Genomic DNA, 25305 nt, shown 5'->3' on the forward strand with positions numbered 1-25305 from the left:
GCGAAAACCCTGCCTGGTCAATCGTGCCGATGAAGCCATCCGCCGGAGCGCATCCAAAGAACCGCCTCCTGCGCCACTTTCATCCCGAAGAATAAGAATCGTTCGCCTCATCCTTCGCGACTGATGCACTGGAGTGCATCACGCCGAAACAGGCCACCGTTCCAGGTCGGATACATGGTGTTACAAGATTTCATCGATGTAACAAGTGCGCAGAAATAAACGCAATAAAAATCAAGGACTTATAGTGCGTGGCACGCTCGTCGCTGGGTGAATCGTTACAAAAACGCGTGCGGTCTCGCAAGAAGGCACGCGGCAACGGCGGGCGGCAAGGCGGCACCACGACCGCTACCGCCCGACGCCGCAACACAGGCGATGCGCCACTGGCCACTGGTCATGTTTGAAGCAGCGGTCAGGCAATGGGAGGTTGCACATTGCCTGGTTGGGGATGGGCATCTTCGCGCGAGCGGAGAACGGCGACGGGCACGTCTGTCTGGGACGGCCCGCCGCCGGCCGGAACCGTGGCAGGCGCGGGACGTTGTCCGCGTCTGCCTCGGCAATAAGAAGAATCCGGGGGAATCATCATGAGCGGCGCCATCACCCGCCCGCTGCTGTTCGTATCGCAGCACCACGAGGCCAATCTTTGCCGCTTCCTCAGCCAGCGTGGCTGGAAGCTGCTGTTCGCCGCCACCCCGCACGAGGTGGAAGCACACCCGCTGGAGGAGCAGCCGATCGCCGGCCTGCTCGACCTCGGCGGCGATATCGGCGACGCCGATCTGGAGGCGCTCGAACCCTGGTTCGCGCAGCCCAACATTGCGTGGATCGCGATGGTCGGCTGTCGCGACCGGCTGACGCCGACGGCGCGCCGGCTGCTGGGGCTGTATTTCATCGACTATCTGACCGCGCCATTCGAATCGGCGACGCTGGCCCAGGGTCTGGGCCACGCCTGGGGCATGGTCCAGCTGCGCCACGACAGCCTGGCACCCAACGCGCGTGTACCGGGCCCGGCCGGCATGGTGGGCGAATGCGAGGCGATGCAGGCCTTGTTCCGCGGCATCGCCAAGGTTGCGCGCTGGGACGCGCCGGTGCTGATCGGCGGCGAATCGGGCACCGGCAAGGAACTGGCCGCGCAGGCGATCCATCGCGCCTCGCCGCGTGCCGCGCAACCGTTCGTCGCGCTGAACTGCGCCGCGATCCCGCCCGCGCTGCTGCAGTCCGAACTGTTCGGCTACGAGCGCGGCGCGTTCACCGGCGCGCTCAAGCGCAAGCCGGGCCGCATCGAGCTGGCCCAGGGCGGCACGCTGTTTCTCGACGAGATCGGCGACATGCCGCTCGAGAGCCAGACCAGCCTGCTGCGCTTTCTCGAAACGGGCTGCATCGAACGGCTGGGCGGCACGGACTCGGTCGCCGTCGATGCGCGCATCGTCTCGGCCACGCACGTCGATCTCGAGGCGGCCGTAGCGGCCGGCCGCTTTCGCCAGGACCTGTATCACCGGCTGTGCGTGCTGCGCATCCGCCAGCCCGCGCTGCGCGAGCGCGGCAGCGACATCGTGCTGCTGGCCGAGCATGTGCTCGGCGAGATCCGGCGGCAGGCGCCGGCACGCATCAAGGGGTTCTCCAACTCGGCGATGCGCGCGATGGCCGTGCATCCGTGGCCGGGCAATGTGCGCGAGCTGATCAACCGCATCCGCCATGCCGCGGCAATGTGCGAAGGCGGCGTGATCCGCCCCGCCGATCTGGACCTGCAGCCGCCCGCGGAGGCGCATCCCTGCACGCTCGCCGCGGTGCGCGAGGCGGCCGAATGCAACGCGATCCGCGAGGCGCTGCAACGCCATCACGAGCGGCTGATCGATGTCGCCGCCGAACTGGGCGTGTCGCGGGTGACGCTGTTCCGCTTGATGCGCGACTACAAGCTCCAGATACGCAGGCAGGACCTCGGGCTGGTGGTACGCGAGGGCTGAGCGCTGCTGCCCCCTCGCCGCCTGGACCCCGCACCCGCACCCGGCACCCTGCCCCGCGCCCGATCGAGTCTGCCCGCATGCCATCCGCCACCGCCCGGCCGCGCGCCACCGTCCGCCACACCGGCTTGCGCTACCTGCTGGTCGGCGCCAGCAATTCCGTGCTCGGCTTCGCCGCCATCTGGCTGGCGCTGCGCGGGCTGGACTGGCATCCGGCCGCGGCCAATGCCGCCGGCTATGCGGTCGGCTTCCTGTGGAGCTTCGCGCTGAACCGGCGCTGGACCTTCGCGCATCGCGGCCATGTGCCGGCAAGCCTGTGGCGCTTCGGCACGGTCTGCGTGCTCGGCTACCTGGCCAACCTGGCGACGGTGCTGGCCCTCTCGAACGTGCTGGCGCCGCGCAGCCTGCTGGCGCAACTCGGCGGCATGGCCGTCTATACGGGGCTGACGTACCTGGGGGCGCGGCATTGGGCGTTTCGCGGACATGTGGGCTGCACGCAGCGGAAGAAGATCGGCCGCGCCACGCGCGTCGCGGCAGCGCGCGCCGTCATGGCCAACGCGCCGTTCGTCGTTGCCGTCGCGGCCGGCTCCGCCCTGCCCTGGCTCGCGCCCTATCCCCCGATGATCGACCTGCCGCAGCATGCCGGCCAGATCGCCGCGCTGCGCGACCTGCTGGCCGGTACCTCGCCATGGCAGCAGGACCTGCGCATCAATCCGTTCACGCCCTACCTGCTCGGCTATGGCGCGGCGCTGGCGCTGTCGTGGTGGATGCCGGTGACGGCCGCGCTGAAGCTGCTGCTGTCGCTGGCCTATCTCGCCTGTATCGGCGCCTGTATCGCGCTGCGCCGGCAGGTTGGCGCCGATGCGCGGCTGGACTGGCTGTTCGTGCCGGGAATCTTCGGCTTCGCCTATGAATGGGGCTTCCTGACCTTCCTGCTGGCGGTGCCGCTCGGCCTGCTGTTCCTGCTGCCCGCATGGCGCCATGCGCGTACGCCCACGCTGCGTACCGGCGCCATGATCGTGGCCGGCGGCGCGCTGCTGTTCGTCGCGCATGGGCTCGTCTTCCTGTTCGCCTGCGCTGTGGGCGGCGCCTGCACGCTGATCGGACTGGGTGGCATCGTTTGCCGTGCCCGCCGTAGCGACGGTGCCCACCGCGCCCGCTCCTCGCACACGCCGCGCATCGTGCTGCGCGCGCTGATGCCGTACGCGCTGCTGGGCCTGGTCGCGCTGCTGTATGCATGGCACGCGCAGCGGTTCGACGCCACGCTGGATTACGCGTGGCCCGCGGTCGAATGGCGCTGGGACTGGATGCGCGTGCCGTTGCTGCTGGTCTCGCCCTGGGGCGCGTGGTCGACGCATCTGCCCTTCGCGCTGGCCACGCTGCTGATGCTGGCTGCGCCGTGGGCGATGGGCCTGCGGCCGCGTTGGCGTCTACCGCAGGCCTGGCTGCCTCTTGCGGCCGTGCTGCTGGTCTGGCTGTGCGTGCCGCACTACGCGATGCGCACCGCCTTCCTGTTCCAGCGCTTCGGCATCCTGCTGCTGCCGTGCTATGCGCTGCTGTTCGCGGCGCCGACGAGCACGAACGGTCCGCGCCGCGCGATGGCTGCGCACTGGTGCGCGCTCGCGCTGTGCGCGGCCTGCGCACTGCACCTGGGTTGGCAGGCCAGGCGCACGCTGGCTTTCGGCGCGGAGACGCGCGATTTCGACGCGGTTCTCGGCGCGGCCGCGCCGGGCCAGCGTGCGCTGATGCTGGTCTTCGATGCGGGCAGCGCGGCCGCCGCGCATCCCGGCGCCTATCAGCACTTCCCGCTGTGGTACCAGGCGCGGCGGCACGGACTGGTCGACTTCAACTTCGCCTGGTTCCTGCCGCAGATCGTCCGCTATCGCAGCGGCCATGCGCCACCGCTCGATCCCGCCGACATGCTCGACAACGCGTTTCCGGCCAACTTCGACTGGCATCGCCACGATGCCGGACGCTATCGCTATCTGTTCGTACGGCGCGCGACGCCGCTGCCCGCCGGCTATTTCGCCGCGGCCGACTGCCGCGTGGAACGGCTGCGTACGGCCGGCGACTGGTCGCTGTACGCCACGCGCGATTGCCCGCCGCCATCCGGGCGGCCGCTTCCCTAGGAGACCACCATGTCGCCGCAAGCCTATCTCGAAATGGCGCAGACCGAAGCCGATCACTGGTGGTTCCGCGCGCGCCGCGACATCGTCGCCGCGGTGCTCGAGCAATTGGCGCTGCCGCCCGGCGCTGCCATCCTGGAGATCGGCGCCGGCACCGGCGGCAATCTCGACATGCTGGCGCGCTTCGGCACCGTCAGCGGCCTCGAGATGGATGCGATGGCCCGCCGGCTCGCCGTGGCCAAGACCGCGGGCCGCTATGCCATCGCCGACGGCCGCTGCCCCGACGCGATGCCGTACCGCCCGGGCAGCTTCGACCTGGTCTGCCTGCTCGATTGCCTCGAACACATCGCCGACGATGCCGGCGCGCTGCTGGCGGTGCGCTCGCTGCTGCGGCACGGCGGCGCGGCGCTGATCACGGTGCCGGCGCATCCGTGGCTATGGAGCCGGCATGACGTGTTCCTGCACCATCAGCGCCGCTATCGCCGTACGGCGCTGACCACGCGGCTCGGCAACGCGGGACTGTGCGTGGAAACGGTGAGCTACTTCAACACCGTGCTGTTTCCGCTGGCGGTGGCGGCACGCTGGCACGACCGGCTGCGCGACCTGCTGCACGCGCGCCTGCCCGAGCACGGCGTGCCGGGCGAGGCCGGCGGCTCGACCGGCACGGCGATGCCGCCCGCCCTGCTGAACGCGCTGCTGTACACGCTGTTCCGCAGCGAGCGGCACTGGCTGCGGCGCGGCACCTTGCCGTTCGGCGTATCGCTGCTCGCGGTCGCGCGTGCCGTCTGACAACAGGGAGCAAAGCAGAACGCCGCGGCATCGCTGCCGCGGCGCCGGATCGCTTCCGATCAGCGCGTTCGACCTCGGCGCGATCGAGGTCAGCGCGCAAGAGGTCGGCACGCCGCGGAATCAGCGCGTGCGGGCCCGTTGCACCGCGGACAGCTCGATCACGCGGCGGCCGCCGAGCCCCTGCGTCGCCGGCCGCTCCTGGTAGCGCCGGCGCACCAGATAGATAGGACGGCCCTTGGTCTCGTGATAGATGCGGCCGACGTATTCGCCCACCACGCCGACGCCGATCAGCTGCAGCCCGCCGAAGAACAGCAGCGCACACAGCAGCGAGGCGTAGCCCGGCACGTCGACGCCGAGCCACAGCGTGCGGCCGACGATGAAGCTGCCATAGCAGAAGGCGGCGAAGGCGACGGCCACGCCGATATAGGTCCAGCAGCGCAGCGGCACCGTGCTGAAGCTGGTGATGCCCTCCAGCGCGAAATTCCACAGCCGCCAGCCGGAGAACTTCGACTGGCCGGCGCTGCGGGGCTCGCGCGTGTACGGCAGCGTTACCGTATGGAAGCCGACCCAGGCGAACAGGCCTTTCATGAAGCGGCGCCGCTCCGGCAGGCTCTTCAGCGCGTTGACCACGGCGCGGTCCATCAGCCGGAAGTCGCCGACGTTCTCGGGCAGCCGCAGTTCCGACATGCGGTTGTGCAGCCGGTAGTAGGCGCCGGCGGTCACGCGCTTGAGCCACGAATCGCAGGCACGGTCGATGCGCTGCGCCAGCACCACCTCGGCGCCTTCGCGCCAGCGCGCCACCATCTCGCCGATCAGTTCGGGCGGGTCCTGCAGGTCGAAGTCGATCGGCACCACCGCATCGCCGAACGCCTCGTCGATGCCGGCGGTCAGGGCGGCCTCCTTGCCGAAGTTGCGGGTCAGCTCGATCACGCGGATGCGCGCATCGGCGCGTGCCTGCGCCAGCAGCCGCGGCAGCGTGTCGTCGGCGCTGCCGTCGTTGACGCAGACGATCTCGAAGCGGATGCCCGGGATCGCCTCGAGCACCGGGATCACACGCGAGAAGAACGGCACGATGGCGTCGCTCTCGTTGTAGCAGGGCGCCACCACCGACAGCAGCCGGGTATCGCGGTGCCACGGCGTCTGGCGGTCGGGGCGCGCGGCGCCCATGGATCCGGCCGGCGCGCCGACGGCCCCCTCGGTCGCACCCTCGCCGCCGAGGCCGCCATGGAAGACACCGTGACAGCCCCCATGAGGGCCGCCATCAGAGCGGACGTGATTGCCACCGCCGACATTGCCGCCCTTGGGGGCGCCCTCGACGGCGCCCCCGGCGGTCCTCCTCCCTGCCCCCGTGTCCTCGCGGCGGCGCTGGCTTGCGGCGCCGATCCTGTCATGTCGCGACATGTCCCGTCCCCCCGCCCTTGCTGCCCGTATCGGTGTCCGTCCGCCAGGCGCGCCGCAGCACCGCGGCCATGCCCAGCGCGAGCAGTTGCACCCCGCCCTGCCACTGCTGCGCCAGCGCATTGGCGAACATCAGCATCGGCATGCACCACAGCGCGACCAGCAGCAGACGCTCGCCCGGCATCCAGCCGCGCCGCACGCCCTCCCCCGCCAGGCCCGCCACCGCCATGCCGAGCCACGCCAGCTCGTAGTACCAGAGATAGGGTGTGGCCAGCATCGCCGCCAAGGCCAGCGCGGCGGTACGCAAGCCGGTGTCGCGATGGCGGCGCCATACGCAGGCCAGCGCGCCGGCCGTCGCCAGCGTCAGCACCGCCTGCAGCGCATAGGCCAGCGCGGGCGGGCCGCCGGCAAGCCGCACCGAGGCCACCAGCGTCGGGCTGACGTACCAGGCGCGGATGCCTTCCTGAATCAGCAGGTCGGTGACCTGCGCGGTGGCGCTCACGAAGGCCGGCACCGTCTGCCAGCCGAACGCCGCGACGCTCGCGGCGGCCAGCGCTCCCGCCGTGACCGCCGCGGCCGCCAGCGCGCGCCATTCGCGCCCGGCGATCAATGCCACCGGAAACATCAGTGCCAGCTGCGGCTTGATCGCCAGCAGGCCGATCAGCACGCCGGCCAGCAGAGGCCGGCGCGGCAGCAGCACCAGCGCCCATGCGGCGAGCGCCGCGGTCAGCAGCGCGTTCTGGCCGATGGTCGCCGCCAGGAACAGGCCAGGGAAGCCGAGCAGCGCCATCACGATTGCGCCGCGCGCCGCGCGTGGCGGCGAGGCGAGTGCGGCCAGGCGCAGCAGCGCGGCGACATAGCCTGCCGCGGACAGGCCGATGAAGGCGACGTAGCTCCATGCGAACGGCAGCAGCGACAGCGGCAGCACGACCCACAGGAAGGTCGGCGGATAGAGCCACGGCAGATAGAAGCCCGAGTCGGGCGGCACGGCGCCATGCGCGGCGATCACCGGCTGCAGCTGCGCATAGTCGTAGACCGCCAGCGCGCCGGCGCCGCGCAGCAGATGCGAGGCGCTCCAGAACACCGAGAAGTCGGCACCTGGCCGAACGATGGTGTCTGCCGTGAAGCCACGCGTGATCCAGGCCCATGCCACCAGGATCAGGCATTGCGCCAGCAGCATCGCGCCGGCGTACAGCCGCACACGCTCCAGCGTCAGCCAGTGTCCGCGCGCGGTGGGCAGTGTGTTGGCAATCGAGGCGCGTTCGAGGGTCATGGGATCGCTCGGAAGGGGAATGGGCACGGCGACGCGGCATCGCGTGTCCTTGTTCTATCAGACGCGGCCCGCGGCGCAAGGCGCGCCGCCCGACGGGGCCGCGACGATCGAGGCGGTTTGCACGCCGGCGTTTCCGCGCGGAAGCACGGCACGGCGAACCGCCGCATTCGCCGATGCGAGCGGCCGATGCGAGCGCGCGCTGGCGCGCCGGCGCGGTGCTTGCGGTCGCCTGGCCGTCGTGTCCGTCTGCGCGCCAGGCGTGCCGACGCGGCTTCATGCAACGCCGCGGCACGCGGCAACGTTTCAAGCGGGAAACACGGCGCCGGCGCAAACCGGCTGCGCCAGACGGATGGCAATCGCCGCGCAACGGGCGGGCACGCATCATCGCCACCCTCGTGCGAAAGGATGAGGCGGGCATCCCGGCACGCCGCCACGTCACCGCCGCCTCATGGCGCGCCTCATCCTTTGCGGCGAGTGCCGGACGGAGGCGCGCGCCGCATCGCCGAACCATCATCGGCCAATCGTCCACCCATCGCACGGCATCGCGTTTCCGCTCGGAAACGAGCGGCCGTCCACGGGCCTGCTTTCGGCCTGCCGGTCGACACCCCGCTTGCTGCAAGGCCTTATCGCACAACGATTTCACATCGGCTGGCAAAGCTCTTGCCTTGATGTGGCCACACGGTCGCCGGCACAGCGCCGCCGGCCCCGGCAGCAGTTCCGAATCACGCGGCGGCAGCGCGAGCGCGCCGCAAGCGACAGGACATTGACCATGCTGACGAACCCGCACCGCCTCACGCAGCCTCCCGCCTCGCGGGGATCGCGGCCGCACCGCGCGCCGCGCCTGCGCTGCATGCATGGCGCCGATGCCTCGTCGCCGCGGCACGCCGCGCCGCGGCATGCGCGGCGCGACCACACGCATCGCCGCGCACGCCGCCTGGCGGCGAGCGGCCACCCGGCCCATGCGGACCGCCATCGGCACAGCCATCCCGCCGGACACTGCGGCGGCCATGGCCGCTGGCCCTTCGATGCCTGCGCGGCATGCGGGCCGCCGCACCGGCGAGCGCGTGCCATCACGCATCGCAGCGGGCAACTCCCCGCTGCCAACCGTAGCGAATCGACAGAGTAGTGCCCTGCATTCCAACCAAGGAGAGAGCCATGCAAGACCTGATGCAACAAGCCAAGCAGTTCGTCCAGGACGAAGACGGCGTCACCGCGATCGAGTACGGCCTGATCGCCGCACTGATCGCCATCGTGATCATCGCCGGCGTCAAGCTGGTCGGGCAGAACCTGAGCGCGGTGTTCGAGAAGGTGCAGTCCGCACTGAAGTAGGCGCGCTCCGGGCGCCAAACCCGCGCCGGCGAGATCGGCGCAAGCAAAACCCCGCGGGGCCACACGCTCCGGCCCCGCGGGCCTGCGACACCAAAGGGAGACACCGATGCGCGCGCTACCGAATGCCATCCGCACCTTCGTCGATGAAGACGGCGCCGTCACCAGCATCGAGTACGCATTGATCGCGATGCTGATCGCGCTGGTGATCATCGTCTCGGTCAGGGCCGTCGGCGAAACCCTGAGCACCATCTTCGACAAGGTCGCGTCGTCGTTCTGAACGACGTGCCCATGTCGCATCGAACGACCCGCAGAGAAGGATCTGCACCGAGCGGCCTTCACCGAACGACCCGCATCCAACGACTGGAGCCAGCCATGTCCCACCCGCACCTCGCCACGCTGATCGGACCCGCCGCGATGCTGCTGGTGTTGGCCGCGGCCGCGACCGACCTGCACAGCCGCCGCATTCCGAACTGGCTGACCTTCGGCGCCTGGCTGCTGGCGCTGCCGGTGCTGATGGCGACGACCGGCGCGCTGGCCGGCGCGCTGGCCTGGGCCGGCGGCTGGCTGACCGGACTGGCGATGTTCCTGCCGATCTACCTGCTGCGCGGCATGGCTGCGGGCGACGTCAAGCTGATGGCCGCGGTCGGCGCGTGGCTGGGCGCGGGCATGGCCTTCGACATCGCGCTGGCCGCCTTCGTACTCGGCGGCGCGTGGGCCCTCGCGTGGGCGCTGCTGCGCCGGCGCGGCCGCGAGCTGGGACGCAACATGCTGAACATCCTGCGGGCGCCCGGCGGATGGAATCCGGACCGGTGCAAGCCCGGCGCGCTCGATCCATCGGTATCGGTGGGCGCGATGCCGTACGGCATCGCCATTGCCGCCGGAACCGTCGCGATGCTGTTCGCGTCGGCGTAGCGGCCATGGCGACCGGCGAACCGGCCCATCGGGCAGGCAACCAGCACAGATCGGGGGATCTCATGATCGAGCAACAGCCGACCACGCCGCTGCACCGGCTGCCGACCGCGGCCGATGCCGGCGACCCTGCGCCGGCCGAGGCGGCGGAGACCGCGCAGCCCCAGCCCTGGCACGTGGCGCCGCGCACGGTCGCCGATACCGGCATCGACATCACGATGCTGGCGAGCCTGCTGATGAAGGCGGCTTACCTGTACCGCGACGTCACGCTGCTGCAACTGGCCGAGACGTTGCGCCTGCCCGGCTCGGTCATCGGCGAGATCGCGACCTCGTGCGTGCGCGAACGCCTGCTCGAGATTGCCCATCGCGGCGCCAGCGACCTCGACGTGCGCTACCGGCTCACCGATGCCGGCTACGCGCGCGCCGCCGAACTGGCCGCCCGCTGCAGCTATGCGGGCCCGGCGCCCGTCACGCTGGACGCCTATCTGGAAGCAGTGCGGCGCCATTCGGTGCGCCAGGCCAGCGTGTCGAAGGCGGACGTGGCCGCCGTGCTGGGCGACATGGTGGCCGCGCCGCACGTGGTCGACGAGGCCGGCATCGCGCTGAACGCGAGCGCGGCGCTGCTGCTGTACGGCCCGCCGGGCAGCGGCAAGACCTTCCTGGCGCGGCGGCTGCGCGAGCTGATGCCCGGCGCGGTGCCGGTGCCGCACGCGCTCACCGTGGCCGGCGAGATCATCCAGGTATTCGATCCGCTGGTGCACGTGCCCTTCGACGAGGGCACCAACCCCGGATGGCGGCGCGGCGCCGACCGGCGCTGGACCATCTGCCATCGTCCGGCGGTGCTGACCGGCGGCGAACTGACGCTCGACATGCTGGACCTGCGCTACGACCAGGTCGCGGGCTACTACCAGGCGCCGCCGCACATGAAGGCCAACAACGGCGTCTACATCGTCGACGACCTGGGCCGGCAACTGGTCGGCGTCAGCGAACTGCTGAACCGCTGGATCGTACCGCTGGACCGCGGCATCGACATGTTCACGCTGCACAGCGGCGTGCGCTTCTCGGTGCCGTTCGATGTGTGGCCGGTGTTCTCGACCAACCTGGAGCCCAGCGCGCTGGGCGACGACGCCTTCCTGCGCCGGCTCGGCAGCAAGCTCTATATCGGCCCGCTGGCCGAGGACGACTACCGCGAGGTCTACGCGCGCGCCGCGCACGCGCTCGGCCTGCACGGCGCCGACGAGGTGTTCCGCTTCCTGCTCGACGGCCTGCACCTGGCCGACGGGATTCCGCTGCTGGCCTGCATCCCGGGCGACCTGCTCAAGCTGATCGACTCGGCCCGGCGCTACCACGGCGACCCGCCGCGCGTCACCGAGGCGGCGCTGCGGCGCGCCTGGCAGGCGTACTTCGGCCGCGAGGCCGGCGACGGCATGCGCTGGCGCAGCGGTGAGCGAACGGCGCGGCGATAGCAGATCGGACGGACGCCGCGCCGACAAGGAAACGCGGAAGAACGCAGCGAACGCGCTGGGAATGAGGGAAACGAGGGAAACGAGGGCGACCTCAGGGAGAGCTTCCATGAAAAACGCACGGGCAATTCTGATGCTTCTGGTCGCACTGGCCGCGGGGGTGGCGGCGGTGATCGCGGCCTCGCGCTGGCTGATGCAGCAGTCGTCGAACTCGGTGGCGCAGGTGGTGGTGGCCGCCAGCGACATCAATCTGGGCCAGCCGATCGGGCCCGAGCAGTTGCGGATGGTCAGCTGGCCCAGCGGCAGCGTGCCGCCCGGCGCCTTCACCAACGCCGCACTGCTGCAGGGGCGCGTGGCCAGGACCAGCGTGCTGCGCGGCGAGCCGCTGCTCGAGGCCAAGCTGGCGCCGCAGGGCACCAAGGGCGGGCTGTCGGCGGTGATCGGCGAGGGCAAGCGCGCGATCACGGTGCGTGTCAACGATGTGGTCGGCGTGGCCGGCTTCGCGCTGCCGGGCAACCTGGTCGACGTGATCGTCAACACCGCGGCCGAGGCCAGGCGCAACGGCGCCGCCAGTGGCAACGGCGAAGCCAGCATCTCGAAGATCGTGCTGGAAAAGATCCTGGTGCTGGCGGTCGCGCAGCAGGTCAGCCGCGACGACACGCAGCCGAAGGTGGTCAATGCGGTGACGCTGGAGGTCACGCCCGAACAGGCCGAAAAGCTCGACGTCGCGCGCAGCGTGGGAACGCTGTCGCTGGTGCTGCGCAATCAGGTGGATCTGGCCGCGGTCGATACCGAAGGTGCAACGAAGACCACGCTGCTGGGCACGCCCGCCGCGGCGCCGGCAGCCGCGCCGCTCAAGCCGGTCAAGGTCAGCGCGCCGGTGCGTGCGCGCCCTGCCGCGCCGGCCCGATCCGGCCACTGCATCGGCGTGCTGTCGGGCGTGCAGGGCAGTCTCGAATGTTTCTGAGCCGGAGGGTTTCAGCCGGGACGGCAGCGGCATGACTGGGCATGCCGCGCAAGGCGGGTCGCACGTCAGGAACGATGTGCAGCGAATCGGGCAGCACCAATTCTCTCCGGGGGGAGATATGAAAACAAACCATGAGCAGAGGGACCGCGCGCGCACGGCGCGCACGCTGGGCGGCGCGGGCACGGCCTGCCTGCTGCTGGCTCTGGCCGGCACCGCCGGCGCGCAGACGGCAGCCGAAGCCGGCGCGGTGGCCAGGGGCACCACGCCCGCGGCCGGCACCCGCGCCGGCAGCAATGCCAATGCCAACGCCAATACCAACGCCAACGCCGGCATCGCCGCCGGCGCGCCGATGCAGATGACGATCAGCATGGCGCCCGCCCGCGCACCGGTGCCCGCCGCCGATACGCGCGGGCCCAACTGCAGCGGCGCGGTACGCGAGGAAAGCCATGTGGTGGTGCCGATCGGCAAGTCGACGCTGATCCCGCTGCCCGAGCCGGTGCGCAACCGGACCGTGGGCAATCCGGAGATCGTGCAGGCGACCATGGTGTCACCGCAGACGATGTATGTGCTCGGCCGCAGCCTGGGCACCACCAACATGATCGTGCAGGGGCGCAGCGGCGCCTGCAGCGTGATCAATATCGCGGTCAATGTCGATGCCGGCGGGCTGCAGGGCTCGCTGGCGCAGCTGATGCCCACCGAGCGCGGCATCCGCGTCGCCACCGCCGCCGACAACCTGGTGCTGACCGGCAGCGTCTCCAGCGCGCAGGCCGCCCAGCAGGCGGTGGAGATCGCGCGCGCCTATGCCGCCGTCGCGCAGGGCGACAAGGAGGCGAAGAACGGCGGCGTGCTCAACATGCTCAGCGTCGATACGCCGCAGCAGGTGATGCTCGAGGTCAAGGTCGCCGAGGTGTCCAAGACCCTGCTGAACCAGCTCGGCTCGCAGCTGAACCTGCAGGGCGGCTTCGGTTCGTGGACCGGCGGCCTGCTGACCTCGCTGCTGACCGGCTCGCGCACCGCGATCTTCGGCAGCAAGGCCAACAACCTGCCGCTCGACATCGCGATCGACGCGCAGAAGAACGACTCGCTGGTCAAGATCCTGGCCGAGCCGAACCTGGTCACGCTGAGCGGCCAGGAGGCGAGCTTCCTCGCCGGCGGCAAGATCTATATCCCGGTGGCGCAGAGCAACGCGGTGGTCGGCGGCGTCCCTACCATCACGCTGCAGGAAGAGGAATTCGGCGTGGGGCTCAAGTTCACGCCGACCGTGCTGGCCAACGGCCGCATCAACCTGAAGGTCGCGCCGGAAGTGTCCGAGCTCTCGCCCACCGGTGCCACCGTGACGGGAGCGACGCTGACCGGCCAGACCATCCTGCCGGTGATCACCACGCGGCGCGCCTCCACCACCGTGCAGATGCGCGATGGCGAGAGCTTCGCCATCGGCGGGCTGCTGCAGAACAACGCGCGCGGCACGCTGAAGGCGCTGCCCGGCGCGGGCGAGGTGCCGGTGCTCGGCGCGCTGTTCCGCAGCACGTCATTCCAGCAGGACATGTCCGAACTGGTCTTCATCATCACGCCGCGGCTGGTGCAGCCGATGCAGCATGCGGGCGCGCCGCTGCCGACCGACAGCTTCTCGACGCCGAATCCGCTCGAGCTCTACCTGCTCGGCAATATGGAAGGCTCGGCCGGCCAGCGCGCGGCCACCCCGGCCACGACGCCGGCCGGCAGCGGGTCCACGGCACCGCAGTCGCCGGCACAGCGCCCGCCGGCACAGCAGTTCCCGGCACCGCAATCGCCGGCCCCGCAGGCCCCCGCCCCGCAGCCCGCCACGCTGGCGCCGCCGCCGTCGACGCCCGCCTCGCCGTCTCCGGTGCCGCGCACCGCGCTGCCGGTGGGCCGGCCGCTGGGCGAGGCGCCCGCCGCGGCGCTGTCCGCGACACCGGCCGCTGCCACTACCACTGCACCGGCAGCGTCAGCGGCGACGCGCGCGGCACGGCCGGCCGCGCTGCCGACAACCGCCGCACGCGAGGAATCGCAGGCCGAACGCATCGCCCGCATCGAGGCCACCGCCTCGCGGCTCGCCAGGGCACGCGCCGCCGCCCCGGCGGGAAACGACGTCACCGGCGCCACCGACGGCAAGCCGGCCGCACTGAACTGAGCGCCACCGCAAGGAGAACGCCATGAACCAGCCTTCGCAATCGTCCCGCCTGCGCGCGCGCGGCCGCCCCGCGGCCCTGCTCGCCGCCCTGCTCGGCGCGCCGCTGCTCGCGGCCTGCATCAGCACCACGCCGATCTGGGACAGCCGCTTCGGCCAGTCCGTCAATGCGGTCAAGCAGGCCCAGATCATCAATCCGAATGCGCCGGCCGGCCTGCCTTCGCTGACCGGCGTCGACGGCAGGGCCGCGGTGGCCGCGATGGGCAATTACGACCGCTCGCTGCAACGCCTGTCGCCCGCCGGCGCCTATGGCAATGGCGCCGGCATGCAGGGCGGCATCGGCATGTCGGGCGGCATCGGCACGCGCTGAACGCGGCGGATGCAGGCGCGCAAGCCATTTCGCCAAGCCATGGAGGAACCCATCATGAAGCCGAACACAGCGGGATCGCGCATGCGCCGGCGAACCGCCATGCGGCAGCGCCAGCAGGGTGCGGTCGCGATCGTCGTCGCGCTGGCGCTGGTGGCGATGGTGGGCTTCCTCGGCCTGGCGCTGGACCTGGGCAAGCTCTACGTGGCCAAGAGCGAGTTGCAGAACGGCGCCGATGCCTGCGCGCTGGCGGCGGCGCGCGACCTGACCGGCGCCACGCCGCTGGCGGTGTCCGAGGCGGCCGGCATCACCGCCGGCTATCGCAATCTGGCGCTGTTCCAGAGCGAGTCGGTGCAGTTCACCGCCGACAGCAGCGTGACCTACAGCGACGCGCTGGCCAACCCCTTCTATCCGAAGAACAGCGTGCCCTATGCGCTGGACACCATCAAATACGTCAAATGCGCGGCCTCGCGCGCCGGCATCGCCAACTGGTTCGCCCAGGTGCTGAACCTGCTGCCGGGCGGCAGCGTGGGGCCGAGCACGGTGTCCTCGTTCGCGGTGGCCACCGTGGGCGCCGCGCAGACGGCGTGCGCGATCCCGGTGTTCGTCTGCAAGCCCGACACCATCAGTCCGCCCGAACCGCCCTACACCGTGGGCCAGTGGCTGGTGTCCAAGCTCGACGCAGGCAACAAGGGCGAGTATGGCGGCGGCAATTTCGGCTGGGCCGACCTGGCGGGCGGCAGCGGCACCAAGAGCCTGGCCGAGCAGCTCAAGGGCTCGGGCCAGTGCAACCTGCCGGCGCTCGGCACCGAGATCGGCACCACCGGCAACAAGTCGTCGCTGGCGGACGAGTGGAACAGCCGCTTCGGCATCGTCAAGGCCGGCAAGGTCGCCGGCGTGCCCGACTTCACCGGCCACGCCTACAACGACACCACCTGGCCCGCCAAGGCCAATGCCTATCCGGACTTCACCGCCAGGCGCAAGACGTTTGCGCCCTACCAGGGCGACAGCATCGCGATGATCGATACCAAGGGATCGCCGTCCAGCACCGCCGCGCATCAGGGCGGCGCCGACCGGCGCATGGTGCTGGCCCCGGTGGTCGACTGCAGCGGCTTCGCGGTGTCGGGCACGCACAAGGCCAGCGTGCTGGAGTGGGCCTGCCTGCTGATGATCGAGCCGATGCAATGGGGCGGCAACATCAACTCGGTGCGGCTCGAATATCGCGGCGTGTCGAGCTCGATGGGCAGTCCCTGCGCGACGCAGGGCATCCCTGGACTCGGCAGCGGACCCGGCCCGCTGGTGCCGGTCCTGGTGCAGTAGCGGCCGGGCACATCGACAAGCGACAGGAGGCCATCGTGAAGACGCCGATCCCCCGCTCCGCTGCCGGCAATGCGGCGCGCCATGGACCGCGCCACAACCTGCGCCGCGGTCCGCGCCGACTGCGCCGCGCCGGCGCACGCGAACGCCAGCGCGGCGTGGCCGCCGTCGAGTTCGCCATCCTGTTGATCCCGTTGCTGCTGATGCTGTGCGGCGTCGCCGAATTCGGCCGCGCGATCTACCAGTACGACGCGTTGACCAAGGCCACGCGCGGCGCCACCCGCTACCTGTCGCAGTTCTCGCCCGACGACGCCGGCTACCCCGCCGCGCAGGCCAAATGCCTGGCGGTGCATGGCAATACCGGCTGCACCGGCAGCCCGCTGGTCGGCGGCCTGAGCACGTCGATGGTGGTGATCTGCGACCGCGTCGACGCGGGTGGGTGCCCGGGCATGGCCTTCGCCAACGTCAATACCTACGACAACGGCGGCGGCGCCGGCGTGCCGGCCGGCACCGTCAACCTGGTGGCGGTCAAGATCACCGGCTTCGCCTATACGCCGATCCAGCCGCTGATCGATGCCAGCGGGCTGGTGTTCTCCGATGTGATGACCGTGATGAGGCAAGTGCTATGAATCCCGCTGTCCGCCCATCCGCACCGATGGCATCGCCATATCGGACGACATATCGGACGACACGTCGGCCGCCACATCGGTCGCCACACCGCACCCCAGCGCGGCCGCCAGGGGGCGCACCGCGGCCTCGCGCACGCCAGCGCGGCGCCACCGTGGTCGAGTTCGCGATCGTCGCGATGCTGTTCTTCACGCTGTTGATCGGCGTCGTCGAAATGGCGCGCGTGCTGTTCCACTGGAACACCGCCAGCGAAGCGACACGCTGGGGCGCGCGCATGGCCGTGGTCTGCGATGCCAATGCCGCCATCATCAAGACCCGCATGGCGGCGCTGATGCCGCAGCTGTCGCCGTCGAACATCGCGCTCGACTACGAGCCAGCCGGCTGCGACAGCGATCCCGATACCGCGCGCGCGAGCTGCGCCAGCGTGACGGTCCGCGTCACCGGCCTGACCGTGCGCACGCTCGTGCCGATGATTCCGATGACGCTGCCGGTGCCGCCCTTCGCCACCACGCTGTCGCGCGAAAGCATGAACAGCGCGACCGGCGGGCCGGTCTGCAGCTGAACGTGGGCAAGCATTGCCGCGCCCGCCGCGGCGCACAGGACAACGAACAGGAGAAGCCGTCATGCTGACGATTCTGATCGCCTCCGAGCAAACCGAACGGCTGGCCGAAATCGCGCGGCTGTGCGCGCAGTGCGGGTCGTTCCAGACGCTGGCGCTGAGCGAGGCGCCGGCGCGCATCGCGTCGCATGCGAGCCAGCTGGCGCTGGCCGACATGCTGGTGATCGCGCACGACAGGATAGGCCCGGCGCAGATGCAGGGCATCGAGACCATGCGGCAGCAGCATCCGGAGCTGCCCTGCATCCTGGTCACCGATGCGGTCGAGCCCGAGCTGCTGATCCAGGCGCTGCGCACCGGCATCCGCGACGTGCTGGCGTGGCCGCTGGAGCAGAACCAGCTCGGCGACGCGCTGCGCCGGCTGCAGGCGGCCAGCACGCAGCGGCGCCGCCGCAGCGCGCGGCTGGTGTCGCTGCTGTCGTGCAAGGGCGGCGCCGGCGTCAGCTTCCTGACCGGCAACCTTGGACATGCGCTGGCCGCCCAGGGCAAGCGCGTGCTGGCGCTGGACCTGAACCGGCAGTTCGGCGATCTGGTCCACACGATCTGCGACCGCACGCCGCCGGCGACGCTGCCCGACGTCTGCGCGCAGATCGACCGCATGGATGCGGCCTTCCTCGAAGCGTGCCTGACGCCGGTGGCCGAGGGCTTCGACGTACTGGCCGGCGCGGTCGATCCGATCAAGGCGGCATCGGTGCGCAAGGAACAGGTCGAATGGATCCTGTCGCTGGCGCTGCCGCACTACGACTTCGTGCTGGTCGACGCCGGCCAGGCCATCGATCCGGTGTCGATCGGCGTGCTGGACCGCAGCGACCGCATCGGCGTGGTGCTGCAGCCGACCATCGCGCATGCCCGCACCGGCCGGCGCCTGCTCGACATCCTGCGGGCGCTGCACTACCCCGACGACAAGGTGCGCCTGCTGCTGAACCGCGACGACCGCCGCAACGAACTGGACCGCGCCGCGCTGGAGCAGATCTGCGGCACCCCGGTCTGGCAGGCGCTGCCCGAGGACGCCGCCGCGGTGAACGCGGCGATCAGCCACGGGGAGCCGGTGCTGGCGATGCACCGGCGCAGCGCCATCGCGCGCGCGCTGCAGTCGCTCGCCACGCAGCTGGCCGCGGCCGAGCCGGAACCGCGCGCGGGCGGCGAGCCGTTGTCGCTGCGCCGGCTGCTGCTGCGGGTCAAGGCGGCGTGAGCGCGGCAACCCTATCGCTTCGTCGTACGCCACCTCGCCGCGCGCGCCCACACACCACACGCACCCACCTCTCGAGCCGGAGACCGCCATGTCGATCCGCGAACAACTGTCGAACGCCAGCCCGGGCTTCGCCGCCCTGCCCGTCAACGGCCACCCGGCCGCCGCGCTGCCCGTGGGCAGCGGCTATCGCGCGCTCAAGCGCGCCGTGCACGAGACCGTGCTCGAGCGCGTCGAGCTCGAGCGGCTGGCCCGCATCCCGCTCGAGCAGGTCCGGCACGAGATCGGCCTGCTGGTGGGCGCCATCGTCGACGAGGACAAGGTGCTGCTCAACGACGCAGAACGCCGGCAGCTGATCGGCGAGATCTACGACGAAATGTTCGGCTTCGGCCCTCTGGAGCCGCTGCTGCGCGACCCCACGGTCTCCGACATCCTGGTCAATACCGCGCGCCAGACCTATGTCGAGCGGCGCGGCAAGCTCGAACTGACGGACATCACGTTCTACGACGACGCCCACCTGATGAAGGTGATCGAGAAGATCGTCTCGCGCGTCGGGCGCCGCATCGACGAGACCAGCCCGATGGTCGATGCGCGCCTGCCCGACGGCTCGCGCGTCAATGCGATCATCCCCCCGTCGGCGATCGACGGCCCGCTGCTGTCGATCCGCCGCTTCGCCGTCAATCCGCTGCAGATCGCGGACCTGATCGCGTACCACAGCCTGACGCCGCCGATGGCGCAGCTGTTGCAGGCACTGGCGCACGCCAAGGTCAATCTGGTGGTGTCGGGCGGCACCGGCAGCGGCAAGACCACGCTGCTGAACATCGTGTCGGGCTTCATCCCGGCCGACGAGCGCGTGGTGACCATCGAGGACGCCGCCGAGCTGCAACTGCGGCAGCCCCATGTGCTGCGGCTGGAAACGCGCCCGCCCAATATCGAGGGCAAGGGCGAGATCACGCAGCGCTCGCTGGTGCGCAACGCGCTGCGCATGCGGCCCGATCGCATCATCCTCGGCGAGGTGCGCGGCGCCGAGGCGCTCGACATGCTCAATGCGATGAACACCGGGCACGAGGGGTCGCTGACCACCATCCACGCCAACACGCCGCGCGATGCGCTGACACGGCTGGAGAACATGGTCGGCATGGCGGGCATGAACGTGCCGCCGAAAGCGATCCGGCAGCAGATCGCCTCGGCCATCACGGTGATCGTGCAGGCCGCGCGCCTGACCGACGGCAGCCGCAAGATCGTCAGCATCCAGGAGATCACCGGGATGGAGGGCGACGTGATCAACATGCAGGAGATCTTCACCTTCCAGCGCACCGGCGTGGGACAGGACGGCACCGTGCGCGGCCACTTCCGCGCGACCGGCGTCTATCCGCGCTTCGCCGAGCGGCTGCGCGTCTACGGCGTGGGGCTGCCGGACGAGATCTACGATCCCGCGCGGCGTTTCGAGATCTAGCACCTGCCGGACTGACGGAGAGCGATCATGGACCTTGGCCGATTCGGGCAACTGGGGCAACTGGGGCAATTGGGACAACTGGGACACTACGCGCTGTACGCCTTCGGCGTGCTGCTGTTCATCGCGGTGGTGCTGGCCATCGAGGCCGTCTACCTGTGGTGGAACAGCCATCATGGCGCCTCGGCCCGCCGCATCGACGCGCGCATCCGCGCGCTGTCGGCCGGCGGCCAGCTCGGCCGCGAGCAGATGTCGATCCTGAAGGAGCGGATGCTGGCCGGCAGCCCGCGGATGCAGCGCCTGCTGATGCGGGTGCCGCGGGTGGCGGCGCTGGACCGCTGGCTGCAGCAGTCGGGCAGCAGCTGGTCGGTCGGACAACTGCTGGGCTTCAGCGCCGCGAGCCTGCTGATCGCCTTCGCCGCGCTGTCGCTGCTGCCGCTGCCGTTCTCGCTGGCGGCCGGCGGCGCGCTGCAGGCCGCCGCGCTGCCATGCCTGCGCACGCTGGCGCAGCGCCAACGGCGCCTGAAGCGCATGGAGGCGCAGCTGCCGGACGCGATCGACATGATCAGCCGCTCGCTGCGCGCCGGGCATTCCTTCGCCGGCGCGCTCGGCACCGTCGGCCAGGAGATGAAGGCCCCGCTCGGTCCCGAGTTCCGCCTGGCCTTCGAGGAGATCAACTACGGCGTCTCGCTCGACGATGCGCTGACCAGCCTGGCGATCCGGGTACCGGTCGGCGATCTGCGTTATTTCGTCATCGCGGTGCTGATCCAGCGCGACAGCGGCGGCAACCTGGCCGAGGTCCTCGACACCATCAGCCGCCTGGTGCGCGAGCGGCTCAAGCTGTTCGACAAGATCCGCGTGCTGTCCGCGGAGGGCCGGCTGTCGGCATGGATCCTCGGCCTGCTGCCGTTCGGCACCGCCGGGCTGATCTCGGTGCTGAACCCGGGCTTTCTCGACGTGCTGTGGCAGGACCCGGCCGGCATCCGCATGGCCGGCACGGCGCTGGGGATGATGGCGCTGGGCGTGCTGTGGATGCGCAAGATCATCCGCATCCGGGTATAGGAGGAATCATGCAAGCCATGCAGACACAACAATGGCTGTTGCTCGGCCTGGTGTTCGTCGCCGCCTTCGGCGCGGCGCTCGGCCTGATGCTGGTTTGTTCGCCGAACCGGCTGCGTGCGCGGCTGGAGCGGCTTGGCGGCGCCGGCACGGGCGCCGCGGGGACGGCGGGAACGTCGGCACGCAACGACTGGGGCGCGCGGCTCAGCGAGTGGGCAAGGCCGGTGTCGCGCCTGGCGCTGCCGAAAGAGGGCTGGGAGAACTCGGCGCTGCGGGTGCGCTTCATGAACGCGGGCTGGCGCGGCGCCGCCGCGCCCACGCTGTACTTCGCCGCCAAGACCGTGCTGGCGCTGGCACTGCCGCTGGCGGCGCTGGTGGCGACGGTCGGCACGCCGCTGGCCAGCGACGGCGCACTGCTGGCGGTGCTGCTGATCGCGATCTGCGCGGTCGGCTACTACCTGCCCAACGCGGTGCTGGCGCGCCGGATCGCCCAGCGCAAGCGCGCCGTGTTCGAGGAGTTTCCCGATGCGATCGACCTGCTGACCGTCTGCGTCGAGGCCGGGCTCGGCCTGGACGCGGCGCTGATGCGCGTCGCCAGCGAACTGTCGCTGCGCTGCCCCGTGCTGGCGGGCGAGCTGGAACTGATGCTGCTGGAGATGCGTTCGGGCTTTTCCAAGGAAAAGGCGCTGTCCAACCTGGCGCTGCGCACCGGCGTCGAGGACGTCGAGCGCTTCGCCGCGATGCTGGTGCAGGCCGACCGCTTCGGCACCAGCCTGGGCGAATCGCTGCGGGTGCTGTCCGACATGCTGCGCACCAAGCGGCGGATGCTGGCCGAGGAACAGGCGGCCAAGATCGCGCTGAAGCTGCTGTTCCCGCTGATCTTCCTGATCTTCCCCTCGCTGCTGGTGGTGCTGCTCGGCCCCGCCTTCATCCAGATCGTGCGCGTGCTGCTGCCGACCATGACCGGACAGGGCGGATAACGCCGCCGGGCTTCGGCCCTCGGCTGGCCGCCATCACCCCAGGCAGTGCGGACAGCCTTTGCCCGGACCCGGTCCGGGCTTTTTCGCTGGGAGTCGTTCTGCCGCGCCGCGGCGCGGGAACCCGCGCACTTGACCGGTACCGCCGCATGCTGAACACTCCGAAGGCACAGGCCCATTGGAGGCCGGCTGGAGGCGGCATGAAGCTACGCGTTCTGAGCGATCTGCACCTGGAACACCATACCCCCGAAACGGTCCCCGACTGCGAGGCCGATGTCGTCGTGCTCGCGGGGGACATCGCCAACGGCCGCCATGGCATCGACTGGGCGGCGCGGCACCTGCGCGGGCCGATCGTCTATGTGCCGGGCAATCACGAGTACTACGACAGCACCTTCACCCGGGTCGATGCGCAAATGGCCGCCGCCGCGGCCGCGCATCCGCAGGTGCATCTGCTGACCGGCGGCGTGGCGGTGTTCGAACTGCCGGGCCAGGCGCCGGTGCGCGTGCTGGGCACGACATGGTGGGCCGACTACGCGCTGTTCGGCCGCGAGCGCATCGACGACGCGATGCAGGCCTGCGCCAGGGTGATGCTCGACCATCGGCTGATCTCGGTCGAGGACGACAGCGCGGACGGCGGCGCGCACGACAGCGCGGATGACAGCGCGGATGACAGCGCGGACGGCCGCGGCGGCCGGCACGGCGGCATCCGCCGCTTCACGCCCGCCGACGCGCTGGCGCGCCACCGCGCCGAGTCGGCGTGGCTGGCCGGCGAACTGGACAAGCCCTTCGACGGCGCCACCGTGGTGGTCACCCACCATGCGCCGGACCTCGGCAGCCTCGACCCGCGCTATGCGCACGACCTCGCCTCGGCCGGCTTTATCTCGCGCCGGCCCGACCTGGTCCAGCGCGCCGACCTGTGGATCCATGGCCATACGCACACCAGCTTCGACTACCGCGTCGACCGCGCGCGCGTGGTCTGCAACCCGCGCGGCTATGTGCGGCGCGGCGACGGGGCGCTGGAGAATGCGAAGTTCGATTGGGGGTATGTGGTGGAGGTGTGAGGGTCGGTTGTGGTTCTCGCGGCCTTCTCTCGGGTTGGGGACAGGGAAGAGCCCCCGATAATCCCGCACCCGTCAGCCATTCCGACCGCCCCATACGCTCTGCCCCGGCAAGGAAGGAAGCCCCAAAACAAAAACCCCCACGGGCTTGCACCCGCGGGGGTTTCGACTGAAGCGACGACTCGCGCCGTCTCGGCAGTCAGGGCAGTCGGCCGAAGCCGACAGCCGGCGTGATTACATCATGCCGTCCATGCCGCCCATGCCACCCATGCCGCCCGGCATTGCCGGCGCCGACTCTTCCTTCGGCGTTTCGGCGATCGCGCAGTCGGTGGTCAGCATCAGCGACGCGACCGAAGCGGCGTTCTGCAGCGCGGTGCGGGTCACCTTGGTCGGATCCAGCACGCCCATCTCGACCAGGTCGCCGTACTCGCCGCTGGCGGCGTTGTAGCCGAAGTTGCCCTTGCCTTCGATGACCTTGGCCACGACGACCGAAGCTTCTTCGCCTGCGTTCAGCACGATCTGGCGCAGCGGCTCTTCCATCGCGCGCAGCACGATCTTGATGCCGGCGTTCTGGTCGGCGTTGTCGCCGGTCAGGCTCGAGATCGCAGCGCGGGCACGCAGCAGGGCCACGCCGCCGCCCGGGACGATGCCTTCTTCAACGGCAGCGCGGGTGGCGTGCAGCGCGTCTTCGACGCGTGCCTTCTTTTCCTTCATTTCGACTTCGGTGGCGGCACCGACCTTGATCACCGCAACACCGCCGGCCAGCTTGGCCACGCGCTCTTGCAGCTTTTCGCGGTCGTAGTCCGAGGTCGCTTCCTCGATCTGGGCACGGATCTGCTTGACACGGCCTTCGATCGCGGCGGCGTCACCGGCACCGTCGATGATGATGGTGTTTTCCTTGCCGATCTCGACACGCTTGGCTTGACCCAGGTCTTGCAGGGTCGCCTTTTCCAGCGTCAGGCCGACTTCCTCGGCGATCACGGTACCGCCGGTCAGGATGGCGATGTCTTCCAGCATGGCCTTGCGGCGGTCGCCGAATCCAGGCGCCTTGACGGCGGCGGTCTTCAGGATGCCACGGATATTGTTGACCACCAGGGTCGCCAGCGCTTCGCCTTCGACGTCTTCGGCGATGATCAGCAGCGGACGGCTCGACTTGGCCACTTGCTCCAGCACCGGCAGCAGATCGCGGATGTTCGAGATCTTCTTGTCGAACAGCAGCACGAACGGGTTGTCGAGCTGGACGACTTGCTTGTCCGGGTTGTTGATGAAGTACGGCGACAGGTAGCCGCGGTCGAACTGCATGCCCTCGACGACTTCCAGCTCATCGGCCAGCGACTTGCCGTCCTCGACGGTGATCACGCCTTCCTTGCCGACCTTGTCCATCGCTTCGGCGATCAGCTTGCCGATCACTTCGTCGCTGTTGGCCGAGATCGCGCCAACCTGGGCGATTTCCTTGCTGGTCGTGGTCGGCTTGCTCAGCTTCTTGAGCTCTTCGACAGCCGAACCAACGGCCTTGTCGATGCCGCGCTTCAGGTCCATCGGGTTCATGCCGGCGGCAACGTACTTCATGCCTTCGCGCACGATCGACTGGGCCAGCACGGTCGCGGTGGTGGTGCCGTCACCGGCGTTGTCGCTGGTCTTGGAAGCGACTTCCTTGACCATCTGGGCGCCCATGTTCTGCAGCTTGTCCTTCAGCTCGATTTCCTTGGCGACCGACACACCGTCCTTGGTCACGGTCGGGCCGCCGAAGCTGCGCTCGAGCACCACGTTGCGGCCCTTCGGACCCAGGGTCACCTTGACCGCGTTGGCCAGGATGTTCACGCCTTCGACCATCTTGTGGCGAGCGCTGTCGCCGAACACTACGTCTTTAGCTGCCATGTTCTAGATCTCCAGAATTCTGTACGGGAAATGTCCCGGGCGCGATTGCCGCCGCGGCGGAACCGAGGCGCCCAGGGGTTCCGGACGCGCGGCGCCCGGACAGCGACATCACTTGTTGATGACCGCCATGATGTCTTCTTCGCGCATGACCAGCAGTTCCTGGCCATCCACCTTCACGCTCTGGCCGGCGTACTTGCCGAACAGGACGCGGTCACCCACCTTGACGTCGAGGGCGATCGAGGCGCCCTTGTCATCCTTCTTGCCCGGGCCGACGGCCAGCACTTCACCCTGATCGGGCTTCTCGGCAGCATTGTCGGGAATCACGATGCCGGAAGCGGTCTTGGTTTCGTTGTCCAGACGCTTGACGATCACGCGGTCGTGCAAAGGACGCAGATTCATACGGACT

General features: G+C 70.1%; 22 protein-coding genes. 18 read left to right on the plus strand and 4 right to left on the minus strand.

All coding sequences use genetic code 11. The annotated features are described in order from the left end of the window. Positions 1-581 precede the first annotated feature (581 nt). The 3 genes from KZ686_RS14810 (at position 582) to KZ686_RS14820 (ending at position 4870) form a co-directional block, all read left to right on the plus strand. Positions 582-1958, plus strand: a complete 1377-nt coding sequence (locus KZ686_RS14810; protein ID WP_149316915.1) for a sigma-54 dependent transcriptional regulator — start codon at positions 582-584, stop codon at positions 1956-1958. A gap of 77 nt (positions 1959-2035) precedes the next feature. Then, positions 2036-4084 (plus strand): GtrA family protein, encoded by a 2049-nt coding sequence (locus KZ686_RS14815; RefSeq protein ID WP_265632705.1) that lies wholly within the window; start codon positions 2036-2038, stop codon positions 4082-4084. A gap of 9 nt (positions 4085-4093) precedes the next feature. Beyond that, positions 4094-4870, plus strand: coding sequence for a class I SAM-dependent methyltransferase (locus KZ686_RS14820; protein WP_149316913.1), 777 nt, complete (start codon positions 4094-4096; stop codon positions 4868-4870). A gap of 120 nt (positions 4871-4990) precedes the next feature. Here the strand turns inward: KZ686_RS14820 and KZ686_RS14825 are convergent, their stop codons facing one another. Then, entirely contained in the window at positions 4991-6037 is a 1047-nt protein-coding gene (locus KZ686_RS14825) for a glycosyltransferase family 2 protein (RefSeq protein ID WP_265632706.1), read from the minus strand. 220 nt (positions 6038-6257) lie between these two features. Beyond that, on the minus strand, positions 6258-7541 hold the full coding sequence (locus KZ686_RS14830; RefSeq protein WP_265632707.1) for a glycosyltransferase family 87 protein: 1284 nt from the start codon (positions 7539-7541) through the stop codon (positions 6258-6260). 1155 nt (positions 7542-8696) lie between these two features. Here KZ686_RS14830 and KZ686_RS14835 point away from each other — a divergent pair. The 15 genes from KZ686_RS14835 to KZ686_RS14905 all read left to right on the plus strand — a co-directional run bounded on the left by KZ686_RS14835 (position 8697) and on the right by KZ686_RS14905 (position 23024). Beyond that, positions 8697-8870, plus strand: a complete 174-nt coding sequence (locus KZ686_RS14835) for a Flp family type IVb pilin (protein ID WP_149316910.1) — start codon at positions 8697-8699, stop codon at positions 8868-8870. Positions 8871-8976: 106 nt separating this feature from the next. Then, positions 8977-9147 (plus strand): Flp family type IVb pilin, encoded by a 171-nt coding sequence (locus tag KZ686_RS14840; RefSeq protein ID WP_149316909.1) that lies wholly within the window; start codon positions 8977-8979, stop codon positions 9145-9147. A gap of 95 nt (positions 9148-9242) precedes the next feature. Continuing rightward, positions 9243-9782, plus strand: a complete 540-nt coding sequence (locus KZ686_RS14845) for an A24 family peptidase (RefSeq protein ID WP_149316908.1) — start codon at positions 9243-9245, stop codon at positions 9780-9782. A 62-nt stretch (positions 9783-9844) separates the two neighbouring features. Beyond that, complete coding sequence (locus KZ686_RS14850; RefSeq protein ID WP_265632708.1) at positions 9845-11245, plus strand: ATP-binding protein; 1401 nt, start codon at positions 9845-9847, stop codon at positions 11243-11245. A 106-nt stretch (positions 11246-11351) separates the two neighbouring features. After that, the gene (cpaB, locus tag KZ686_RS14855) at positions 11352-12209 is read left to right on the plus strand and encodes a Flp pilus assembly protein CpaB (RefSeq protein ID WP_150083610.1); all 858 of its coding nucleotides are present in this window, start codon (positions 11352-11354) and stop codon (positions 12207-12209) included. 118 nt (positions 12210-12327) lie between these two features. Continuing rightward, on the plus strand, positions 12328-14361 hold the full coding sequence (locus KZ686_RS14860; protein WP_265632709.1) for a type II and III secretion system protein family protein: 2034 nt from the start codon (positions 12328-12330) through the stop codon (positions 14359-14361). Positions 14362-14383: 22 nt separating this feature from the next. Next, a complete protein-coding gene (locus tag KZ686_RS14865) occupies positions 14384-14728 on the plus strand; it encodes a hypothetical protein (RefSeq protein ID WP_226107406.1) in 345 nt (114 codons plus the stop codon). Positions 14729-14782: 54 nt separating this feature from the next. Further along, positions 14783-16045: a pilus assembly protein TadG-related protein gene (locus tag KZ686_RS14870; RefSeq protein WP_223819414.1), complete on the plus strand. Its 1263-nt coding sequence runs from the start codon at positions 14783-14785 to the stop codon at positions 16043-16045. A gap of 119 nt (positions 16046-16164) precedes the next feature. Next, positions 16165-16671, plus strand: coding sequence for a TadE/TadG family type IV pilus assembly protein (locus KZ686_RS14875; RefSeq protein WP_149317111.1), 507 nt, complete (start codon positions 16165-16167; stop codon positions 16669-16671). Between the two features lie 152 nt (positions 16672-16823). Continuing rightward, positions 16824-17231, plus strand: a complete 408-nt coding sequence (locus KZ686_RS14880; RefSeq protein ID WP_262484840.1) for a TadE family protein — start codon at positions 16824-16826, stop codon at positions 17229-17231. Between the two features lie 61 nt (positions 17232-17292). Continuing rightward, positions 17293-18477: an AAA family ATPase gene (locus tag KZ686_RS14885; RefSeq protein WP_149316902.1), complete on the plus strand. Its 1185-nt coding sequence runs from the start codon at positions 17293-17295 to the stop codon at positions 18475-18477. A gap of 88 nt (positions 18478-18565) precedes the next feature. After that, positions 18566-19930: a CpaF family protein gene (locus KZ686_RS14890; protein ID WP_265632710.1), complete on the plus strand. Its 1365-nt coding sequence runs from the start codon at positions 18566-18568 to the stop codon at positions 19928-19930. Between the two features lie 27 nt (positions 19931-19957). Beyond that, on the plus strand, positions 19958-20989 hold the full coding sequence (locus tag KZ686_RS14895) for a type II secretion system F family protein (protein WP_265632711.1): 1032 nt from the start codon (positions 19958-19960) through the stop codon (positions 20987-20989). An 8-nt stretch (positions 20990-20997) separates the two neighbouring features. Further along, positions 20998-21966: a type II secretion system F family protein gene (locus KZ686_RS14900; protein WP_265632712.1), complete on the plus strand. Its 969-nt coding sequence runs from the start codon at positions 20998-21000 to the stop codon at positions 21964-21966. A 197-nt stretch (positions 21967-22163) separates the two neighbouring features. Continuing rightward, positions 22164-23024: a metallophosphoesterase gene (locus tag KZ686_RS14905; protein WP_265632713.1), complete on the plus strand. Its 861-nt coding sequence runs from the start codon at positions 22164-22166 to the stop codon at positions 23022-23024. A 231-nt stretch (positions 23025-23255) separates the two neighbouring features. Here the strand turns inward: KZ686_RS14905 and groL are convergent, their stop codons facing one another. Both groL and groES read right to left on the minus strand, forming a co-directional pair. Next, positions 23256-24899: a chaperonin GroEL gene (gene groL, locus KZ686_RS14910; RefSeq protein ID WP_149316898.1), complete on the minus strand. Its 1644-nt coding sequence runs from the start codon at positions 24897-24899 to the stop codon at positions 23256-23258. Positions 24900-25007: 108 nt separating this feature from the next. Further along, a complete protein-coding gene (gene groES, locus KZ686_RS14915; protein WP_149316897.1) occupies positions 25008-25298 on the minus strand; it encodes a co-chaperone GroES in 291 nt (96 codons plus the stop codon). Positions 25299-25305: the final 7 nt, after the last annotated feature.

The sequence above is a fragment of the Cupriavidus cauae genome (genome assembly GCF_026210475.1).
Classification (GTDB): Bacteria; Pseudomonadota; Gammaproteobacteria; order Burkholderiales; family Burkholderiaceae; genus Cupriavidus; species Cupriavidus cauae.

What these genes read in the sequence shown, in the direction of transcription:
- KZ686_RS14810 (WP_149316915.1), top strand. Translation starts at nt 582, where the DNA reads ATGAGCGGCGCCATCACCCGCCCGCTGCTGTTCGTATCGCAGCACCAC.
- KZ686_RS14815 (WP_265632705.1), top strand. Translation starts at nt 2,036, where the DNA reads ATGCCATCCGCCACCGCCCGGCCGCGCGCCACCGTCCGCCACACCGGC.
- KZ686_RS14820 (WP_149316913.1), top strand. Translation starts at nt 4,094, where the DNA reads ATGTCGCCGCAAGCCTATCTCGAAATGGCGCAGACCGAAGCCGATCAC.
- KZ686_RS14825 (WP_265632706.1), bottom strand. Translation starts at nt 6,037, where the DNA reads ATGGGCGCCGCGCGCCCCGACCGCCAGACGCCGTGGCACCGCGATACC.
- KZ686_RS14830 (WP_265632707.1), bottom strand. Translation starts at nt 7,541, where the DNA reads ATGACCCTCGAACGCGCCTCGATTGCCAACACACTGCCCACCGCGCGC.
- KZ686_RS14835 (WP_149316910.1), top strand. Translation starts at nt 8,697, where the DNA reads ATGCAAGACCTGATGCAACAAGCCAAGCAGTTCGTCCAGGACGAAGAC.
- KZ686_RS14840 (WP_149316909.1), top strand. Translation starts at nt 8,977, where the DNA reads ATGCGCGCGCTACCGAATGCCATCCGCACCTTCGTCGATGAAGACGGC.
- KZ686_RS14845 (WP_149316908.1), top strand. Translation starts at nt 9,243, where the DNA reads ATGTCCCACCCGCACCTCGCCACGCTGATCGGACCCGCCGCGATGCTG.
- KZ686_RS14850 (WP_265632708.1), top strand. Translation starts at nt 9,845, where the DNA reads ATGATCGAGCAACAGCCGACCACGCCGCTGCACCGGCTGCCGACCGCG.
- cpaB (WP_150083610.1), top strand. Translation starts at nt 11,352, where the DNA reads ATGAAAAACGCACGGGCAATTCTGATGCTTCTGGTCGCACTGGCCGCG.
- KZ686_RS14860 (WP_265632709.1), top strand. Translation starts at nt 12,328, where the DNA reads ATGAAAACAAACCATGAGCAGAGGGACCGCGCGCGCACGGCGCGCACG.
- KZ686_RS14865 (WP_226107406.1), top strand. Translation starts at nt 14,384, where the DNA reads ATGAACCAGCCTTCGCAATCGTCCCGCCTGCGCGCGCGCGGCCGCCCC.
- KZ686_RS14870 (WP_223819414.1), top strand. Translation starts at nt 14,783, where the DNA reads ATGAAGCCGAACACAGCGGGATCGCGCATGCGCCGGCGAACCGCCATG.
- KZ686_RS14885 (WP_149316902.1), top strand. Translation starts at nt 17,293, where the DNA reads ATGCTGACGATTCTGATCGCCTCCGAGCAAACCGAACGGCTGGCCGAA.
- KZ686_RS14890 (WP_265632710.1), top strand. Translation starts at nt 18,566, where the DNA reads ATGTCGATCCGCGAACAACTGTCGAACGCCAGCCCGGGCTTCGCCGCC.
- KZ686_RS14895 (WP_265632711.1), top strand. Translation starts at nt 19,958, where the DNA reads ATGGACCTTGGCCGATTCGGGCAACTGGGGCAACTGGGGCAATTGGGA.
- KZ686_RS14900 (WP_265632712.1), top strand. Translation starts at nt 20,998, where the DNA reads ATGCAAGCCATGCAGACACAACAATGGCTGTTGCTCGGCCTGGTGTTC.
- KZ686_RS14905 (WP_265632713.1), top strand. Translation starts at nt 22,164, where the DNA reads ATGAAGCTACGCGTTCTGAGCGATCTGCACCTGGAACACCATACCCCC.
- groL (WP_149316898.1), bottom strand. Translation starts at nt 24,899, where the DNA reads ATGGCAGCTAAAGACGTAGTGTTCGGCGACAGCGCTCGCCACAAGATG.
- groES (WP_149316897.1), bottom strand. Translation starts at nt 25,298, where the DNA reads ATGAATCTGCGTCCTTTGCACGACCGCGTGATCGTCAAGCGTCTGGAC.